We start from the raw sequence: 19,176 nt of genomic DNA on the forward strand, positions 1-19,176 counted from the left end.
AGTCAGCCTTGCCAGGGCGTAGGTTCGGCTGCCGGCCTCAGCCGGTAATGGACGGTGTCATAGCGCATCAGCCGGTGGACCAACGGCACCAGCCGGCCATGCAGCACCGGAAATCGGCGGGCCAGTAACCGGCGGGCCAACTCGATGTCGGGACCGGACAGCAGGCTGGCGACAGCCGGCTGGTCCGAGCCCTGAGGGCGGCCGGTGAACGAGCACGGAGCCACCCGGACGCCGGGAAAGTTCCGCAGCCGCCGAGCCTTGCCCGATGTCGACCAGGTGCGGAAGTACCCCACGCCATCCTCGCCCACCGCCAGGTTGACCGGGGTGTCGACGGTGGAGCCGTCGCGCCGCCTGGTGCTGAGCAGCACGGTCTTGGCGCGGCGCAGGTGCTCGAAGGTCTCCATCACCCGCTCCTCGCACCCGACCGGGCCAGCACGCCGCCTGCCGAGCTGACCTCCGCGCGTGCCGCCGCGCCGGACTCCTCGGTGACCGGCACCGTCAGGTCGGTCAGCAGCCGCACCGCTAAGCCGGCTTGAAGGGCGTCCAGGGCGCTGGCCCGGACACAATGGGACTCGGCGATGCCGCACACGTCCAGCTCGCTGACACCTGCCTCGCTGAGCACCTCGACCAGCGTGCGGCCGTCCGGCGAGGTTCCGTCGAATGCCGAGTAGGCAGCCTCGTGCAGCCCTTTCTTGATCGTCACGTCCGCACCGGAGGGCGCCAGGGCGGCGGTGACCACGGGATGCAGCTCGGCGTTGGCGGTGCCGGCCAGCCCGTGCGGCGGCCAGGTGTCGACGAAGTCAGGCTGCTCGGAGAAGTGCGCGCCCGGATCGAGGTGCCAGTCCTGGCTGGTGATCGTCAGCCGGTACTCGGCCCGGTGCGCCTTCAGGTGCTCGGCGATCCGGTCGGCGACCTGGTTGCCACCGGCCACCGCCAGCTCACCGCCCTCGCAGAAGGTCGGTTGCACATCGACTATGAGCAGCGCGCGAGTACCGGGCATCGGCGGGTCCTTTCGTGCGAGGTGAGGCTCTACTGGACCCTACGACAGCCGGCTCGACCGCTTCCAGCGCGTCCTCGCACCGGCGATCCGTGGCCTTTGACGCCAAAGTCCCCGAGCTCCGGCAGGCCTGGCGCCCAGCCGGCGTTTCGCGCGCCCATCGGCTGGCAGGATGGCTGAGTGGACATCGCGGTCGGTTTGGTGATTCTGGTGGCGGCGGGGGCCTTGCTGGCCGCGGCGGCCCGCCAGTTCAGGGTCTCCGAGCCGCTAGTGCTCACCCTCGCCGGGGTCGCCGGTTCGTACCTGCCGTTCGTGCCGGACGTGGCGCTGACCTCGGACCTGGTGCTGTTGGGACTGCTGCCGCCGCTGCTCTACACCACTGCGATCCGGACGTCCCTGGTGGACTTCAAGGCGAACCGGCGCTCGATCGGCTTGCTGTCGGTGGGCCTGGTGCTGTTCACCGCCTTCGGAGTGGGACTGGTCGCCTGGCTGCTGCTGCCGGTGCCGTTCGCGGCGGCTGTCGCACTCGGCGCGGTGGTGGCGCCGCCGGACGCGGTGGCGGCCACCGCGATCGCCCGCCGGGTCGGGATGCCTCGCCGGGTCGTGACCATCCTCGAAGGGGAGTCCCTCTTCAACGACGCCACCGCGTTGGTGACGCTGCGCACCGCCATCGCCGCCTCGGCCGGTTCGGTGACCGTGCTGCACGCGGCCGGTGACTTCTTGCTGGCAGCGGGCGGCGGGGTGGCGATCGGCGTCGGGGTGGCGCTGGTGCTGGGAACGTTGCGTCGCCGGATTACCGACCCGGTGCTCGACACCACGGTCTCGTTCCTGGCGCCGTTCCTGGCCTTCCTGCCCGCTGAGAAGATCCACGCCAGCGGCGTGATCGCGGTGGTGGTCGCCGGCCTGATCCTGGGTCACCGGGCGCCGGTCTGGCAGAGCGCGGCCTCCCGGATCGCCGAGCGCACCAACTGGCGCACCGTCGATTTCCTGCTGGAGAACTCGGTCTTCCTGCTGATCGGGCTGCAGGTGCGGGTGATCGTCGACAACGCCTGGCGCTCGCCGCTGAACCACTGGCACCTGATCGGCTCCTGCCTGGCGATCCTGGCGACGGCGATGCTGCTGCGCCCGCTCTGGGTCTTTCCGGCGGTGTACTTGCCCCGCAAGCTGTCCCGCCGGGTGCGCGAGGCCGACCCCGCTCCGCCCTGGCGGTACCCGGCGGTCATCTCGTGGGCCGGCATGCGTGGAGTGGTAACGCTGGCCGCGGTGTTCCTGCTGCCGGCCGACATTCCTTATCGTGACGTGCTGGTGCTGGCCGCGCTCGTCGTGGTCGGCGGCACCCTGCTGCTGCAGGGCGCCACGCTGCCCTGGGTGGTGCACCGGTTGGAACTGCGCGGCCCCAGCCGGGCCGAGGACGCGCTGCAGGAAGCCGGTCTGATGCAGCAGGTCACCGACGCCGGGCTGCGGGCGCTGGAGGAGCACTCCGATGAGGACACCCCGGCCGAGGTGATCGAGGGCCTGCGCCACCGGGTCGGGCACCAGGTGAACGCGGCCTGGGAGCGGCTGGGTCCCGACGAGTCGGACCTGCTGACGCCCAGTGAGCACTACCGGCGGCTGCGGCTGGTGATGTTGCAGGCCGAGCGCGAGGAACTGCTCAAGGTGCGAGACTCCGGGGTGCTCGATCACGAGGTGCTGCAGGCGGTGATGCGGGTGCTGGACCTGGAGGAGTCGCTCATCGACCGGTTCGACGAAGGCGAGGACGAATTGCCACGCGACGAGCCGTTACGCAGCCAGATCAACGGCAACGACTGCGAGCACCTGGAAGCCGCGCCGCTGACCGTCCGACCGGACACTCCCGGCCGGTGCCAGGAATGCGAGGACGAGGGACTGAGCTGGGTGCACCTGCGGATGTGCCTTACCTGCGGGCACGTTGCCTGCTGCGATTCCTCCGACGGAAAGCACGCCGATAAGCACTACTCCAGCACCGAGCATCCGGTGATGCGCAGCGTGGAGTCCGGTGAGGCGTGGCGCTGGTGCTACGTCGACTCGCGGTTGGGCTGAGCTCAGGTGGTGCGGTTGGCCTCGAAGTAGGCGGCCAGCGCCTCTTCGACGATGGTCACCCGGTTGGTGGGCACTCCGCGGCGGGCGCCGAGGATCACCGACACCCGGTCGAGCTGGCGGTAGAGGTCGGCCCGGATCCGCAGGTTCAACTGCTCGGTCTCCGGCTTCAGGCCGCCGGCCTGCGCGTTGGCCGGAGCCCCCGAGAACATCGCGCTGCTGTGGGAGGCGCTGCCATTGGCGGCACCGTTGACCCGTTCAGGCGGCAGGTCGCTCTGGGCGGCTGCCGGGTGGTTTTCAGCAGTGCTCACAGGGTAATTCTCCATTGGTCAGTCGAAACGGCGCCGATCTTGACGGTCGCCGGAAAGGTGCTACCGGCGCTGCCGGCCGGAGCGAAGGTGTCAGGCCTTGCCGGGGTCTGGCTTGGGCATCAGTCCGTGCAGCGTGGGCACGCCCCGGACGTTCACCATGGACGGTTGCGCGCGGCCTTCGGCTACCAATTGCTTGGCATGCAAGGCGATCAGGTCTGAGCTGACGCCGAACCGGCGGGCCAGGTCACCGAAGGTGGCGGGCCTTCCGGAGGCATTCATGCCCTGTAGAACGGTGAGAATCTGCAATTCCATATCGATGGGCACAGTCTCAGAGTAGCCCCCGAGACCGGAAAAAAGCGGGCCGCCCAGAAAAAGGCGGCCCACTTCCGGTCTGCTAGTCGTCCCAGGGACCGTAGTCGTCGGTATCCACGACAGTCTTCCTTTCACCATCGACCTTCGGCGGGCCTGGGATACAGGCAGCCGCCATCGGCCGTTCTACTACCTGCTTGGGGCGCGTGTCTTGTGCCGCTCACAGACCAGGCGCGTCGTGACGTTCAACCGTGCAGGTCATTCACACGTGAACTGCGCTACCTGACAGCCGCTAGGTGGGCTGCTGAGAGAACACTATACAGACCACGACGGGCGCCGTTGCCAGAATGCCTGAAAAGGGACGGATCAGAAGCCGGTGCGGCGCCCGCGTGGCCGGGCGCTGGCCGAGAACGCGGCCGCGCCGGTCGTCCGGGTGCCCGCCGGCCGGCTCTCGCTGGTGTGGATCGGGGTGCCGGACTTGGCCGCCGACCCCCGTCCGGAGGAGGCGCGACCCGACGCCGGACGTCCGACTGAGCCCCGGCCCGACGCGCCCTGGCCGGCGTTGCGGCCACCTGATCCGGTACCCGCCGGCTTGCCGCGACCGCCCGAGCCGCGCCCGGAAGCGCGCCCACGTGCCACCGGCTCGGTGGTGCTGGAACCGGCCGGGGGTGTCACGAACGCCCGCTCGCCCGGAGCCAGCTCGGCCAGCAACGGGTGTCCCGGGCGCAACCGGGTGATCGTCGGGCTGATCGCCGCCCGCCGGGTCAGGTCCCGGACGTCGGCGACCTGGTCGTCGGTCATCAGCGTGATCACCGTGCCGCCGGCGCCGGCGCGCGCGGTACGCCCCGACCGGTGCAGGTAGGCCTTGTGCTCGATCGGCGGGTCCGCGTGCACCACCAGGTTGACGTCATCGACGTGGATGCCGCGGGCCGCGATATCGGTGGCCACCAGGGTGTGGGTGCTGCCGTCGGAGAAGGCCTCCAGGTTGCGGGTCCTGGCGTTCTGGCTGAGATTGCCGTGCAGTTCGACCGCCGGCACGCCCGAGGCGATGAGCTGCCGGGTGAGCTTCTTGGCGCCGTGCTTGGTGCGGGTGAAGACCAGCGTGCGTCCGGGTGCGGCGGTGAGCTCCACCAGCACCGGCAGCCGGTCATCGGCGGCCGCCAGGTGCAGCACGTGGTGTGACATCTGCGAGACCGGTGACTGGGCCGAGTCGACGCTGTGCGTGATCGGGTTGGTGAGGTACCGCTTGACCAGCACGTCGACGCCGGCGTCCAGGGTGGCGGAGAACAGCATCCGCTGGCCCGAAGCCGGCGTCCGGTCCAGCAGCCGCCGGACCGAGGGCAGGAAGCCCAGGTCGGCCATGTGGTCGGCCTCGTCCAGCACGGTGATCTCGACCTGACTGAGGTCGGCGTGACCGCTGGAGATCAGGTCCTCCAGCCGGCCCGGGCAGGCCACCAGGACGTCCACGCCGGCCCGCAGGCCGGTGATCTGCGGATTGGCTCCGACACCGCCGAAGACGGTGAGGGTGCGCAAGGACAAGGCTTGCGCCAGCGGCGCCAGGGCCGTTTCAATTTGGCTGGCGAGCTCACGGGTCGGGGCCAGGATCAGTGCCCGCGGGCTCTTGGGACGCCGGGGTTTGCTGTTGCTGGCCAACCGGGCGAGCACCGGAAGGGCGAAAGCGTAGGTCTTGCCGGAGCCCGTCCGGCCGCGGCCCAGCACGTCGCGGCCGGCGAGTGAGTCAGGAAGCGTCGCGTGCTGGATCGGGAACGGCGCGGTGATGCCGTTGGCGGCCAGCACGGCCACCAACGCGCTCGGCACGCCGAGTTCGGCGAAACCTGCTGAAGTTGGGTGAGAAGGGGACATGGACGAACGAGGGCGGTTGACCGCCATAACAAGAACTCCAGAGCTAGAAGGTCGTCCTGCCCGGCGCAGACCAGCGGTCGCGGCGCGTGGTGTGGGACCAAAGTGAGCCGGAGGCAGAACTGAACCGGCTACCGAGAAGCACTCTACCCTGCCGGCGCCTTCGACGTTGCCGCCCTGCGCTCGGGTAGCTCGCTGGCCAGGGGTCAGCCGATAGGGTGAGGCGTCACCCAGAAAACAGGAGGACAGCCGGTGTTCAGGCGGATTGCGATCGTCAATCGCGGAGAGGCCGCGATGCGGCTCATCCACGCCGTGCGCGAGTTGAATGCCGCCGGTGGCGAACAGATCGAGACAGTGGCGTTGTACACCGACGCCGAGAGCTCGGCCAAGTTCGTCCGGGAAGCCGACCTCGGGTACCCGATCGGCCCGGCCTCGGCTCGTCCCTACCTCGATTACCAGGTGCTCGAGCGGGCGCTTCGGGAGACCGGCGCGGACGCCGCCTGGGTGGGGTGGGGCTTCGTCGCCGAGGACCCGGCGTTCGCCGAGCTGTGCGAGCGGCTGGGGGTCACCTTCATCGGGCCCAGCCCCGAGGCGATGCGGGCGCTGGGCGACAAGATCGGCTCCAAGCTGCTGGCCGAGAAGGTCGGCGTGCCGGTCGCGCCGTGGAGCCAGGGAGCGGTCGATGACCTGCGCTCGGCGCTGACCAAGGCCGAGACGCTGGGCTATCCGTTGATGCTCAAGGCCACTGCCGGCGGCGGCGGCCGGGGAATCCGGGTGGTGCGCTCGGCGCAGGAGCTGACGGCAGCCTTCAACCAGACCCGGGATGAGGCCGTCCGGGCCTTCGGCAGCGGCGTGATGTTCCTGGAGACCATGCTGTCGGGCGCCCGGCACGTGGAGGTGCAGGTGGTCGCCGACGGCCAGGGCGCCGCGTGGGCCATCGGGGTGCGGGACTGCTCGGTGCAGCGGCGCAACCAGAAGGTGATCGAGGAGTCCTCGTCGGTGGTGCTGGCGCCGCACCAGGTCGCGGAGCTGAAGGCCTCGGCCGAGCGGCTTGCCCTGGCGGTGGACTATCGCGGCGCCGGCACGGTGGAGTTCCTCTACCGCCCCTCCGACGGGATGTTCGCCTTTCTCGAGGTCAACACCCGCTTGCAGGTCGAGCACCCGATCACCGAGCTGACCACCGGGCTGGACCTGGTCAAGATGCAGATCGAGGTCGCCGCCGGCGGCCGGCTGATCGGCCAGCCGCCGGTCGAGCTCGGCCACGCCGTCGAGGCCCGGCTCAATGCCGAGGACCCGGATCGGGACTTCGCCCCGGCGCCGGGCCGGATCGCCCTGCTGGACCTGCCGGACGGGCCCGGGGTGCGGGTCGACACCGGGTTCAGCACCGGTGACTCCATTCCCGCTGACTTCGACTCGATGATCGCCAAGATCATCGCCCACGGCCGGACCCGGGACGAGGCGCTGGCCCGGTTGCGCCGCGCGGTGCGCGACACCACCGTCATCATCGAGGGCGGGGCGACCAACAAGAGCTTCGTGCTGGACCTGCTGGCCGAGCCCGAGGTGATCGCGGCGACCGCGGACACCGGCTGGATAGACCGCACCAGGGCCGAGGGCGGGTTGGTGTCCCACCAGCACGCCGGCATCGCGCTGGTCGCCGCCGCCATCGAGGCCAACGAGGTGGAGGAGCGCGCCGAGCGGCTGCACTTCTTCGCCACCGCCCACGGCGGCCGGCCGCAGGCCCGGCACAAGGTCAGCCGGGCGATCGACCTGACCCTGCGCGGCGCCAGCTATCGGGTGAACGTCTCGCAACTGGGGCCGGATCGCTACCGGGTCGGGGTGGCCAAGGACGGCGAGGTCCGGACCGTGGACGCCCGGATCGAGCGGTTGAACAGTTACGTCAGCCGGCTCGAGGTCGGCGACCAGCGCTACCGGCTGGTCAGCGCGACCCACGGGATCATCAACCTGATCGAGGTCAACGGGGTGACCCATCGGGTGAGCCGGGACGAGGGCGGCGTGCTCCGCTCACCGGCGCCGGCCCTGGTGGTGGCCGTTCCGGTGGCCGTCGGCGACGAGGTGCCGGCAGGCGCCCCGGTGCTGGTGCTGGAGAGCATGAAGATGGAGACGGTGCTCTACGCCCCGTTCCCGGCCCGGGTGCGCGAGCTGCTGGTCTCCACCGGCGGGCAGGTCGAGACCGGCACTCCGATGGTGCGCCTGGAGCCGCTCGTGGAAGCCGACGGCGCCGCTGAGAGTGCGCCGGCAGAAGCCGAAGCGCTGGTACTGGAACTTCCCACCGGCCGCAGCGGATCCGCCGCGGCCCGGGCCGCCGGCTGCCTGGGCGACCTGCGCAGCCTGCTGCTGGGCTTTGACCTGAGTGACTCCGACGCCGACCGGACGCTGAGCGCCTACCAGCGTTTCCGGGCCGAGCTGGCCAGCGGCGGCCACTGCCCGGTGACGGCCGAACTCGGCGTGTTCCGCGCCTTCGCCGACCTCTGCGAGCTGAGCCGCAACCGGCCCGGCGGCGAGGAGGTGCCCGGCGAGCGGATGCACAGCCCGCGCGAGTACTTCCACTCCTACCTGCACAGCCTGGACGTCGACCGCGAGCAGTTGCCCGACGCCTTCCGGCGGCGGCTGTCCCAGGCGCTGACCCACTACGGGGTCACCGAGCTGGAGCGCACGCCAGCGCTGGAGGAGGCCGTTTACCGGATCTACCTCGCCCAGCCCGGCGCGTCGGCGCACCTGCATCTGGTCACCTCGCTGCTGCAGCAGTGGATGCTGGACGACGCCCCCGGCGACGAGATCGCCGAGCAGGTGCGCGACGTGCTCGAACGGCTGATCGCGGCCACCCAGTTGCGCTACCCGGTGGTGGGCGACCTGGCCCGCAGCGTCCGCTTCCGGTGGTTCGACCAGCCGTTGGTGGACGCCGTCCGGGCGTCGGTGCTGGCCGGGGTGCGTGACGAGCTCCGGTACCTGGCGGCCAATCCGGGCGCGCGGGACTACGCGCGGCGGATCAACGCGCTGGCCGCGATCCCGGAGCAGATCGTCCGGTTCCTGGCCGAACGGCTGGAGGCCGGCATCGGTGAGCACGAGCCGATGCTCGAGGTGCTGGCACGCAGGCACTACCGCGAGTACGAGCTGCACGACCTGCGCGGCCTGCACGCCGCGGACCGGCCGTTCGTGGTGTGCGACTACACCCTCGACGATCGACCGACGCACCTGGTGACCACGGTGGCAGAGCTGGCCGAGCTGGTGCCGGGCTCTGCCCTGGTCACGGCGCTGGAGCAGCAACTGCAGGCCGCCCCCGCAGGCCATCAAGGGGTGCTGGACCTGTACGTGCTCTGGCCGGAGGTGCCGGACTCCGCCGTCGAGGCTTCGGCGCAGCTGCAGGCGATCCTGACCAAGCTGGAGATCACCCGGCAGGTGCGCCGGGTGGTCACCGCGATCTGCCCGGGTTCAGGAAGGCCGGTGTCCTACTACACCTTCCGGCCCCAGAACGAGGGCGGCCTGGTGGAGGACGACCTGGTGCGCGGGGTGCACCCGATGGTCGGCCGGCGGCTGAAGATGTGGCGACTGCAGGAATTCAACATCACCCGGCTCGACGCCCCCGAGGACGTGCTGCTCTACCTGCTGGTGGCGCCGAACAACGAGTCGGACCGGCGGCTGGTGGCGCTGGCCCAGATCCGGGAATTCGCGGTGGTCCGCGACGCCGAGGGCCATGTCGTGTCGCTGCCGCACGCCGAACGGGCGGTGGCCAGTTGCGGCGAGGCGATCAGGCGGGCCCGGGCCAGCCTCGGCGGCGCCCGGCTGGACATGAACTACGTGGCGCTGCACGTCTGGCCCACGGTGGACGCCCCGGTCTCGGAGCTGACCGCCCTGCAACGCACCATCTCACCGCTGACCGTCGGCGCGGGCATCGAAGAGGTGATCGCCGAAGGCATGGTGGTGGCGCCGGACGGGCGGGCCCGCAACACCGTCGTCCGGTTCTCCTTCCAGCCCGGCGCCGGCGTGGTCACCTCAGTGAGCGGCCGGTTGGACCACTGGCTGCATCCGCTGGACGACTACGCCCAGAAGGTGCTCCGGGCGCGCCGGCGCGGCACGGTTTACCCCTATGAACTGGTAGGAATGTTGAGCGGTCGCGACGGCTCGTTCATCGAGCACGATCTCGGCCCCGACGGCCGGTTGGCCCCGGTTGATCGCCCGCCGGGCGGAAACCGGGCCGGCATCGTGGTCGGGGTGACCAGCACTCCGACCGACCGGCATCCGCAGGGCATCACCCGGGTCGTGCTGCTCGGCGATCCGACCCGGGCGCTGGGGGCGGTCGCCGAGCCCGAGTGCGCCCGGGTCATCGCCGCCCTGGACCTGGCCGAGGAGCTGTCGGTTCCGGTGGAATGGTTCGCGCTGTCGGCCGGTGCGAGGATCTCGATGGATTCGGGCACCGAGAACATGGACTGGGTGGCCCGGGCGCTGCGCCGGATCGTCACCTTCACCCAGGCCGGCGGTGAGATCAACGTCGTGGTCGCCGGAATCAATGTCGGCGCCCAGCCGTACTGGAACGCGGAAGCGACGATGTTGATGCACACCAAGGGCATCCTGGTGATGACCCCGGACAGCGCCATGGTGCTCACCGGCAAGCAGTCGCTGGACTTCTCCGGCGGGGTGTCGGCCGAGGACAACTTCGGCATCGGCGGCTATGACCGGGTGATGGGACCCAACGGCCAGGCGCAGTACTGGGTTCCCAACCTCGCCGCCGCCTGCGAGCTGCTGCTCGATCACTACGCGCACACCTACATCGCCGCGGGCGAGCGTGCTCCCCGGCTGATCAAGAGCACCGACCCGGTAGATCGCGACATCAGCGATTACCCGCACCAGCTGGCCGACAGCGAATTCCGCACCGTCGGCGACATCTTCTCTCCGGTCGGCAACCCCGATCGCAAGAAGCCCTTCGACATCAGGTCGGTGATGCGGGCGGTCGCTGACCAGGACAGCTCGGTGCTGGAGCGGTGGGCCGGAATGGCCGACGCCGAAACCTCGGTCGTCTTCGACGCCCACTTGGGTGGGCGCCCGGTGTGCCTGATCGGCATCGAGTCCCGAGCGATTCCGCGCCGGGGCTTTCCGCCCAGCGACGGCCCGGACCTGTGGACGGCCGGCACTTTGTTCCCGCGCTCGTCGAAGAAGACCGCACGGGCGATCAACGCCGCCAGCGGCAACCGTCCGGTGGTCATGCTGGCCAACCTGTCCGGCTTCGACGGCTCGCCGGACTCGATGCGCAACCTGCAACTGGAGTACGGCGCCGAGATCGGTCGTGCCGTCGTCAACTTCGAGGGCCCGATCGTGTTCTGCGTGGTTTCCCGTTATCACGGCGGGGCATTCGTGGTCTTCTCCAAGGCGTTGAACAGCGAGATGACGGTGCTGGCGATCGAGGGCTCGTACGCCTCGGTGCTCGGTGGAGCGCCCGCCGCGGCAGTGGTGTTCACCGGAGAGGTCGACGCTCGAACCGCGCGGGACCCCCGGATCAAGGAACTGGAGGAACGCGGCGCAGCCGCGACCGGCATCGAGCGGGCAGCGCTGGCGACCGAACTGGCGGAGCTGCGCAGCACCGTCAGGGTCGAGAAGCTGGCCGAGGTGGCGGCGCAGTTCGATGCCATCCACAGCATCCAGCGGGCTGTCGAGGTCGGCTCGGTCGACGCGGTGATCGGCGCTCACGAGTTGCGGCCACGGCTGATCCAGGCGCTGGATGACTCGGTCTCCAAAGGCCGGGCCGTCAGCTGATCAGGCCGGCCGACCCGGGCGGCTGGCAGTGCGGGCACCAGTACAGGTTGCGCCCGACCAGCACTTCGGTTCGAACCTCCGTGCCGCAGACCCGGCACGGCAACCCGGCCCGGCGGTAGACGTAACCGGCCTCGTCTCGCGCCAGCGGCCCGCGCTTGCGGGGCCGATCCTGCGGCCGTAGCGTCTCGATCCGGCCTACCCGGACCCCGGCCCGCATCAGCGTGACCAGGTCCTCCCATATCTGCAGCCACACTCCCAGGCTCAGCGCCTGACCTGGCAGGTACGGATCCAGCCGGTGCCGGTAGAGCAGTTCGGCCCGGTAGACATTGCCTATTCCCGCGATGACCTGCTGGTCCATCAGCAGCGCCGCGATCACCGTCCGGCTGCGGCTGATCCGGCGGTAGGCGGCCATCGGGTCCGCGTCGCGGCGCAGCGGATCCGGTCCGAGCCGGGCGTACAGGGCTGCGACCTCGTGCGGCTCGATCAGCTCGCAGATGGTGGCGCCGCGCAGGTCCGTCCAGGCGTTCTCACCCACCAGCCGCAACCGCAGCGCGCCTTTGGGCTCGGGCGGCAGGCCCGTGCCGGTGGTGAAGCTGCCATACAGGCCGAGGTGCACGTGCAGCGCGGGGCCACCTTGATAGTGGTGGATCAGATGCTTTCCATTGGCCTCGGTGCGCCGCAGCACCCGGCCGTCGATCGCGCTGGCGCCCTCGGCGAACTTGCCCTGCGGGCTGCTGGCCCGCACCGCCCGGCCGCCGAACAACCTGCGCTGCTCGCGAGCCAGCCGGTGCAGGGTATGACCTTCAGGCACGAGTGCCGCCTTCGGTTGCCGGGTTGTCGAGGATCGCCAGGGGCATGAATACGAAACTAGCCGCTGACTGACGGCATGGCAGAATCGCGGGTATGCCGGCTTGGATCTGCTGGACCTGCGGAGTGCAGCAGGCCGACACCGTCACCCCGCCGGAGAGTTGCCCGATCTGCAGTGACGAGCGCCAGTACGTCGGCTGGGAGGGCCAGCGTTGGACCACGATGGCCGAGCTGGCCGGCGAGCGTTCCAGCGAGCTGCGCGAGGAGGAGCCGGGCCTGCTCGGCATCGGCACCGAGCCGTCGTTCGCGATCGGCCAGCGCGCGCTGCTGGTCAGCACCGAGAACGGCAACGTGCTGTGGGACTGCGTCTCCTTGCTGGATGACGCCGCCTACTCCGAGGTCGCGCGGCGCGGCGGCATCGAGGCGATCTGCCTGTCGCACCCGCACTTCTACGCGGCCTGCGTGGAATGGGCCGAGGCCTTCGACGCCCGGATCCTGATACCGGCCGCGGATCAGCAGTGGATCCAGCGCCCGTCTGCTCGGGTGCGGCTGTGGCAGGACAGCGTCGAGCCGGTGCCCGGTCTGCGGGTGGCCAGGATCGGCGGCCATTTCGACGGCGCGGCGGTGCTGCACTGGCCGGCCGGCGCCGAGGGCCGCGGCGCGCTGCTGACCGGCGACACCATCACCGTGGTGCAGGACCGGGAATGGGTCAGCTTCATGTGGAGCTTTCCCAACTACATCCCGCTGGATCCGGCGACCATCCGTCAGATCGTCGAGCGGATCTCGCCGTTCGCCTTCGACCGGGTCTACGGCGGCTGGTGGGGCCGGGTGGTCGTGCGCGACGGCGCGGCAGCGGTCCGGCGATCAGCCCAGCGCTACCTCGATCGGTTGGCCGGCGAGCGTCCCTGACGGATCGGGTGGTCCGTAGGCAGTCCCCATCGTTGGCCGTGCTGCAGGGTTGCTGTCGGCGAGCCGCCCTGCTGAGAGCCCAATGACCAGCGCTAAAGCCACGCCGCAGCTGCGGACGATGTGGTGCTTGAAAAGCCTGCTGGCCACTCTCGACAGGGCAGGCACAGATATGCGAAAGTATCGCTCCCTCGTACATATCGCCCACCCATGCTTAAGGAGACGTTATGGCCACTCGCCTGTCCCGGCTGCTCGCCGTGCTGCTGTTCGCATTCGCCATGTCGGCGGCTCCGCCTGCCCATGCCACAACGCTCACGGTCTCCATCACCTGCAGCGGAATGAGCCCTTACCCGGGCTACCCCGGCTTCTCGGCCTACTCCTGCACGGCCCACCCATCGGGAGGAACCGGCAGCTACACCACCTACACCTGGACTGTCTCTTCTGGGTGGTACAGCAGCTCTACCTACGTGGGCGCGCAAACCGAGAACTTCGGGTGCAAACACAACACCGTCCGGTTCCAAGATGTGATGGTGACCGATAGCGGCGGCGCGACCGCGACCGCGCACAGCAGCATCTATTGCACGCCGTAAGGCAGGCACGAGCGATCGGGCGCTCAGCCCGGCGTTGCTGGTTGCTGGCCGGCGAGCGTCGTCCCTGACCCGTCCAAGTCGTCGGTGGCCCGATCGTTGGCCGTGCTGCAGGGTTCCGCTCGGCGAGCCGCCCTGCTAGGCGGCCAACGATCGGCCTGAAGCGATGCCGCCGCGGAGCAGGTGGATGCGCGAAAAGTCGGGTGACCACACCGGCGGGCGGCTCTCGACAGGGCGGCGTGGCTATGCGAAGGTAGCGCTCCCTTCACACCCCCCGTGCGCTCCCGAGGAGACCCGTTATGGCCGCTCGTTTGCCCGTCCGCCTGTTCGCAGTACTGCTGTTCGCATTCGCCATGTCGGTGGCTCAGCCCGCTCATGCCGCAACGCTCACGGTGAATTCCGTGTCCTGCGCGCAGACCGGTGCGTACGCCCCCGATCCCACCCACTACGGCACCTACTCCTGCACGGCCAATGTGTCGGGAGGCACCGGCGGCAACACTTACACCTGGACGGTGTCTAACGGGTGGTACACCGGCAGCACCTTCGTCGGTGGCCAGACCATCACCGGGGTTTGCAAGTACAACACGCTCCGGAGCAACGGGGTGACCGTCAGGGACAGCAGCGGCGCGACCGCGAGTGGCGGTTCGGGCTTGGTCTGCCGGCCGTGACGCAGGCACCGGCGGCCTTGATCGGCCGGGCGTTTTGACGAGCTGGGGCGGGCACCAGCCCGCCCCGGCCTCGCACGTCAGGACGTCTTGAGCAGTGCCTCGCGCACCGCGTCGAAGGCCGCCGGAGCGTCGCCCGGCGAGCCGCCGGCGCCCTGGGCGACGTCGGCCTTGCCGCCGCCACGGGCCCCGAGGGCCTGCGCCAGCACCTTGACCAGCTCACCGGCTGAGCGTCCGGCCGCCACCCCCGCGGAGTTGACGGTGGCCACGAAGGACAGCTTGTCCTCGACGGCCGAGGCCAGCAGCACGGCAGCCGGCCGGGACTGATCGAGGCGGTCCCGGACGTTCACCGCCAGGTTGCGCAGGTCGTTGACCGCGACCCCGGCCGGCACCAGTTCGGTCAGCAACTGCACCCCGGCGACGTCGGTGGCTCGCTGCGCCAGCGGCCCCGCCTGCTGCATCACCTGGCCGGCCCGCAGCCGATCCAGTTCGCGTTCGGCGTTGCGCAGCCGGGTGATCAGCGACTCGATCCGGTCCGGCAGCTCGGCCGGCGGGACCTTGACCAGGTCGGACAGGGCCGCCACCAGGGCGCGCTCGTTGGCAAGGAACTTGATCGCGTCCAGCCCGACGTAGGCCTCGATCCGGCGTACCCCGGCGCCGACCGAGGCCTCGCCGGTGATCGCCAGCGCGCCCACCTGGGACGAGTGCGAGACGTGCGTGCCACCGCACAGCTCCCGCGACCAGGCGCCGCCGATCTCGACCACCCGCACCTCGGCGTCGTAGGTCTCGCCGAACAGGGCCAGCGCGCCGATCTCGCGGGCCTGGGACAGCGGCATGTAGCGCACCGCCACCGGCAGGTCACGCCGCAGCGCCCGGTTCGCGGTCTCCTCGATGTCGGTGCGGGTGCGCTGGTCCAGACCCTTGGACCAGGCGAAGTCCAGCCGCAGGTATCCCGGCTTGTTGTACGAGCCGCTCTGCAAAGCCGACGGGCCGAGCACCTCGCGCAGCGCCGCATGCACGACATGGGTTCCCGAGTGGGCCTGCCGGGCCGAGAGCCGCCACTCCGGATCGACCTGGGCGACCGCTTCGGCGCCGGTCCGCAGCTCGCCGGACTCGACCTGCACCCGGTGCACGATCAGCCCCTTGATCGGGCGCTGGACGTCCAGCACCCGCAGCCGGGTCTCCCCGCTAGAGCCGGGGATGACGATGACGCCCTCGTCGGCGACCTGCCCACCGGACTCGGCGTAGAACGAGGTGGCATCCAGCACCACCTCGACCATCTCACCCGGCCCGGCGACCTCGATCAGCTCGTCCTTGCGAATGATGCCGCGGATCCGGGACTCGGTCTCCAAGCTCTCGTAGCCGGTGAAGATGGTCGGCCCGTGCTCGCGCAACTCGCGGTAGGCGGCGGTGCTGGCCACGCCGGACTTCTTGGACCGGGCGTCGGCCTTGGCCCGCTGGCGCTGCTCGGCCATCAGCCTGCGGAACTCCTCCTGGTCCACGCTGAGGCCGGCCTCGGCCGCCATCTCGATGGTGAGGTCGATCGGGAAGCCGTAGGTGTCGTGCAGCGCGAAGGCCCGCTCACCCGACAGCGCCGGCCGGTCGGCCTGCCGCGCCTCGCGCACCGCCACGTCGAGGATGGTGGTGCCCGAGGCCAGGGTCCGCCGGAAGGCGTCCTCCTCGCCGTAGGCGATCATCGCGATCCGGTCGTAGTCGATGGCCAGCTCCGGGTAGCTGGGCGCCATCGCGTCGCGGGCGACCGGCAGCAACTGCGGCAGCACCGCGCCGTCGGTGAACTCACCGCCCAGCATCCGGGCCGAGCGCACCGCCCGGCGCAGGATCCGGCGCAACACGTAGCCCCGGCCCTCGTTGCTCGGGGTCACCCCGTCGTTGACCAGCATCAGCCCGGTGCGCACGTGGTCGGCGATCACTCGCAGCCGGACGTCGTCGGGCGCCGACTCCGCCGCCGAGGGGCCGGACTCACCGCCGTAGCGCTTGCCGGACAGCTCGGCGGCCCGGTCCAGCACCGGCCGGGTCTCATCGATCTCGTAGAGGTTGTCCACGCCCTGCAGCAGGGTGGCCACCCGCTCCAGGCCCATGCCGGTGTCGATGTTCTTGCGGGGCAGCTCGCCGAGGATCTCGTAGCCCTCCTTGGCCGGGCCGGCGCCCCGCTCGTTCTGCATGAAGACCAAATTCCAGAACTCCATGTAGCGGTCCTCGTCAACCGCCGGCCCGCCTTCCGGGCCGTAGGCGGCACCCCGGTCGTAGTAGAGCTCGCTGCACGGGCCGCAGGGGCCCGGAACGGTCATCGACCAGAAGTTGTCGGCCATCCCGCGCCGCACGATCCGCTCGAGGGGCAGCCCGACGACCCGGCGCCAGATGTCGATCGCCTCGTCGTCGTCGAGGTAGACGGTGGCCCAGATCCGATCGCCGTCCAGGCCGTAGCCGCCGTCGGCGACCGGGCCGGTGGACAGCTCCCAGGCCATCCTGATCGCTTCTTCCTTGAAGTAGTCGCCGAAGCTGAAGTTGCCGTTCATCTGGAAGAAGGTGCCGTGCCGCGTGGTCTTGCCGACCTCCTCGATGTCGAGGGTGCGCACGCACTTCTGCACGCTGACGGCGCGCGACCACGGCGGCTCGAGCTGCCCGGTGAAGTACGGCACGAACTGCACCATGCCGGCGTTGATGAACAGCAGGTTGGGGTCGTCGAAGGGCAGCGGTGCGCCGGGAACGACCTCATGCCCGTGGCGGACGAAATGGTCCACGAAGCGCTGGCGTATCTCGGCGGTTTTCACGGCTCTCCTCGAAAGTGTGGCGGGATTGCCTCCATTCTCTCGGATTGCAGCCAATGCTTTACAACGGGGCTCGAACCGGGCAGTGGCAGGCCGTTTTCCGTGCGGTCACCGCCCGATGCAACGTAATGAGCTAGATACGGCATCTGTGAGATGACACCAGTAGAGGAGCGAGTCAGATGCGCGCACCGGCAACGACGGCCCTGCCCCACGTCGGTAGTCCGAACCGAGCCACCGGTCGCCGCGAAGCCGTTCGGTGGGCTTTGCCCACGGCGGTAGCCGTGCTCGCGCTGGGCCTGCTGGCAGGGTGCGCGGCCGCCCCGGGCGCAGGCAGCACGGCCGACCTACCGGGTGGCGCGAGCGACGGCATCGGGCGGGCCGGGCCGGCGCCCAGCGGGAATCCGGACACCGCGCTGGCCCGCTGGCAGTCCTTTCCGGTCGACGCCAGCCCGCGTCCGCTGGTGCTGACCTCGGGCATGGTGCTCGATCCCTCGACCGGCTTTGCCACCGACGAGGACAAGATGGCCTATGGGGCCGGCCAGTACGAGCTCGGTGTCGCGCTGCCCGCCGCACCGCCGACCTCCGACGGCTACCCGGTGGTCTCGGCGAAGGCGGCCCTTGACCGGCTTCGGGCGAACGTCAGCGGCCAGCAGGTCAGCTCCCGGCTCAAGATCGTCAAGGCGAGCCTGACCGGCGCGAAGTTCAGCACCGACCGCGGTCTGCAACAGCTGCCGGCCTGGGAGTTCAGCCTCGCCGGGGTGGCCGGCGGCGTACGAGTGCTCGCGGTGGACCAGTCCCGCCTGTGGCCGGCCAAACCGTTGGAGCCCAGCTGGCCAGGCGATCAGACCACCAGCATCGCTGCTGACGATCAGACGCTGACCTACAGCTTCACCGGCAGCCCGGCCGGGCCATCCCCGTGCGGGGCCGAGTACGCCGGCAAGGTGACCGAATCCCCAACCGCGGCGGTGATCAGCGTAGAAGTGGTCACGCCCAATCCGGCCGGCGACAGCACGCCCGCTGACCAGGCATGCAACTCGATCGCCGCCCACCGAACGGTCACGGTCCGGCTGGCGACGCCGCTCGGCGACCGGGTGCTCCTGACGGCTGAGGGCACCCCGATCGCCATGGTCAAGCGCTAGCAGCCTGCGCTATCCCAGCGAGGTCGTGGCGGCGAGGGTCGCCGCGGCTTCGTGCAGGGCGCCCAGCACGCAGGCGATGCCCGGGTCGGCAGTGGTGCCCCGGCGAGCCGCGAGATAGATGTCGCGACGGGTTTTCGGCTTGTCCGGATAGAGGAAGCGGAGCTGGTCAGAGGTCACCTGGTACTCCGCGGCGACCATGCTGGGAACCAGCGCGATGCCCTGGCCGCTGGCGACCAGGGCCAGGGCAAGCCCGAAATCGTCGCAGTGGCCGACCACGTGGGGTTCGAACCCGGCAAGCCCGGCCGAGCGGGTGAGCAGCGGCGCGCAGGACGAGGTGGGTGGGGCCGCGATCCAGCGTTGCTTCTCCAGCTCGATGAACGGCACGCTCGGCCCGGTCAACGCATGCTCGGCCGGCACCGCCACCAGCATGGGCTCGCTGAACAATTGGTGCCGGTCCAGGCTCGGCGGCAGTCGCCGCGGCGCGACGGCGTACTCGCCGGCCAGCACCAGGTCGAGGTCGCCGCGGCGCAGCGCGGGCAGGCTGTCCTCCGGCTCGCCCTGCTCGATGTGCAGTGCGACGTCGGGCGCGGTCTCAGCCAGCCGGCGCAGCGCCAGCGGCAACATGATGCGCGCGACCGTCGGAATGACGCCCATCCGGAACAGGCCCGACGCCTGGCCGCTCATCGAGGCCAGATCGGCCTCGGCCGCGTCCAAGTGGCTGAGGATCCGCTCGGCATGGGCTGCCAGCCGCAGTCCCGCCGGGGTCAACCGCGCCGAGCGCTGACTGCGATCGAGCAGCGGCACCCCGACCTGCCGCTCCAGCGCCGCGATCTGCTGGGAAATGGCCGGTGGGGTGAAGGCGAGCGACCGAGCCGCTGCCGCCACCCCACCGTGCTCCTGAACCGCTAACAGGATGCGAAGTCGCCGCACATCCAACATGAAGCGAGGCTACCGGGTCGAGGAGCTGATTATTAAGTAGAGCTTT

At 70.2% G+C, this 19,176-nt stretch carries 14 protein-coding genes; 6 read left to right on the forward strand and 8 right to left on the reverse strand.

Annotation, left to right across the window (positions count from 1 at the left end):
* Window positions 1–2: 2 nt before the first annotated feature.
* Together VF557_03205 and VF557_03210 are read right to left on the reverse strand one after the other, a co-directional pair.
* Window positions 3–404, reverse strand: a complete 402-nt coding sequence (locus VF557_03205; protein HEX8079198.1) for a PPOX class F420-dependent oxidoreductase — start codon at window positions 402–404, stop codon at window positions 3–5.
* On the reverse strand, window positions 404–1,000 hold the full coding sequence (locus VF557_03210; GenBank protein HEX8079199.1) for an isochorismatase family protein: 597 nt from the start codon (window positions 998–1,000) through the stop codon (window positions 404–406). Before VF557_03210 ends, VF557_03205 begins: the two co-directional genes overlap by 1 nt.
* Window positions 1,001–1,177: 177 nt before the next feature.
* On the opposite strand from VF557_03210, the gene VF557_03215 reads away from it, so the two are divergent.
* A complete protein-coding gene (locus tag VF557_03215) occupies window positions 1,178–3,055 on the forward strand; it encodes a Na+/H+ antiporter (GenBank protein ID HEX8079200.1) in 1,878 nt (625 codons plus the stop codon).
* A 2-nt stretch (window positions 3,056–3,057) separates the two neighbouring features.
* Here VF557_03215 and VF557_03220 read toward each other — a convergent pair whose 3' ends face one another.
* The 3 genes from VF557_03220 to VF557_03230 form a co-directional block, all read right to left on the reverse strand.
* The gene (locus VF557_03220) at window positions 3,058–3,363 is read right to left on the reverse strand and encodes a hypothetical protein (protein HEX8079201.1); all 306 of its coding nucleotides are present in this window, start codon (window positions 3,361–3,363) and stop codon (window positions 3,058–3,060) included.
* 90 nt (window positions 3,364–3,453) lie between these two features.
* The gene (locus tag VF557_03225; GenBank protein HEX8079202.1) at window positions 3,454–3,687 is read right to left on the reverse strand and encodes a hypothetical protein; all 234 of its coding nucleotides are present in this window, start codon (window positions 3,685–3,687) and stop codon (window positions 3,454–3,456) included.
* 351 nt (window positions 3,688–4,038) lie between these two features.
* A complete protein-coding gene (locus tag VF557_03230; protein ID HEX8079203.1) occupies window positions 4,039–5,535 on the reverse strand; it encodes a DEAD/DEAH box helicase in 1,497 nt (498 codons plus the stop codon).
* Window positions 5,536–5,784: 249 nt separating this feature from the next.
* Between VF557_03230 and VF557_03235 the strand changes: the two genes are divergently transcribed.
* Entirely contained in the window at window positions 5,785–11,298 is a 5,514-nt protein-coding gene (locus tag VF557_03235) for a carboxyl transferase domain-containing protein (GenBank protein ID HEX8079204.1), read from the forward strand.
* Here the strand turns inward: VF557_03235 and VF557_03240 are convergent.
* A complete protein-coding gene (locus VF557_03240) occupies window positions 11,291–12,109 on the reverse strand; it encodes a DNA-formamidopyrimidine glycosylase family protein (GenBank protein ID HEX8079205.1) in 819 nt (272 codons plus the stop codon). The genes VF557_03235 and VF557_03240 overlap by 8 nt on opposite strands.
* Window positions 12,110–12,201: 92 nt before the next feature.
* Here VF557_03240 and VF557_03245 point away from each other — a divergent pair, with 92 nt between their 5' ends.
* The 3 genes from VF557_03245 to VF557_03255 all read left to right on the forward strand — a co-directional run bounded on the left by VF557_03245 (window position 12,202) and on the right by VF557_03255 (window position 14,266).
* A complete protein-coding gene (locus VF557_03245) occupies window positions 12,202–13,014 on the forward strand; it encodes an MBL fold metallo-hydrolase (protein HEX8079206.1) in 813 nt (270 codons plus the stop codon).
* Window positions 13,015–13,238: 224 nt separating this feature from the next.
* Window positions 13,239–13,601, forward strand: a complete 363-nt coding sequence (locus tag VF557_03250; protein ID HEX8079207.1) for a hypothetical protein — start codon at window positions 13,239–13,241, stop codon at window positions 13,599–13,601.
* Window positions 13,602–13,897: 296 nt separating this feature from the next.
* Entirely contained in the window at window positions 13,898–14,266 is a 369-nt protein-coding gene (locus VF557_03255) for a hypothetical protein (GenBank protein ID HEX8079208.1), read from the forward strand.
* A 77-nt stretch (window positions 14,267–14,343) separates the two neighbouring features.
* Here VF557_03255 and alaS read toward each other — a convergent pair whose 3' ends face one another.
* Window positions 14,344–17,055: an alanine--tRNA ligase gene (gene alaS, locus VF557_03260; GenBank protein HEX8079209.1), complete on the reverse strand. Its 2,712-nt coding sequence runs from the start codon at window positions 17,053–17,055 to the stop codon at window positions 14,344–14,346.
* Window positions 17,056–17,231: 176 nt separating this feature from the next.
* On the opposite strand from alaS, the gene VF557_03265 reads away from it, so the two are divergent.
* Window positions 17,232–18,191 (forward strand): hypothetical protein, encoded by a 960-nt coding sequence (locus VF557_03265; GenBank protein ID HEX8079210.1) that lies wholly within the window; start codon window positions 17,232–17,234, stop codon window positions 18,189–18,191.
* Between the two features lie 9 nt (window positions 18,192–18,200).
* On the opposite strand, the gene VF557_03270 is transcribed toward VF557_03265, so the two are convergent.
* Window positions 18,201–19,130: a LysR family transcriptional regulator gene (locus tag VF557_03270; protein ID HEX8079211.1), complete on the reverse strand. Its 930-nt coding sequence runs from the start codon at window positions 19,128–19,130 to the stop codon at window positions 18,201–18,203.
* Between the last annotated feature and the right edge of the window lie 46 nt (window positions 19,131–19,176).

The sequence above is a fragment of the Jatrophihabitans sp. genome, from assembly GCA_036389035.1.
GTDB lineage: Bacteria > Actinomycetota > Actinomycetes > Mycobacteriales > Jatrophihabitantaceae > Jatrophihabitans_A.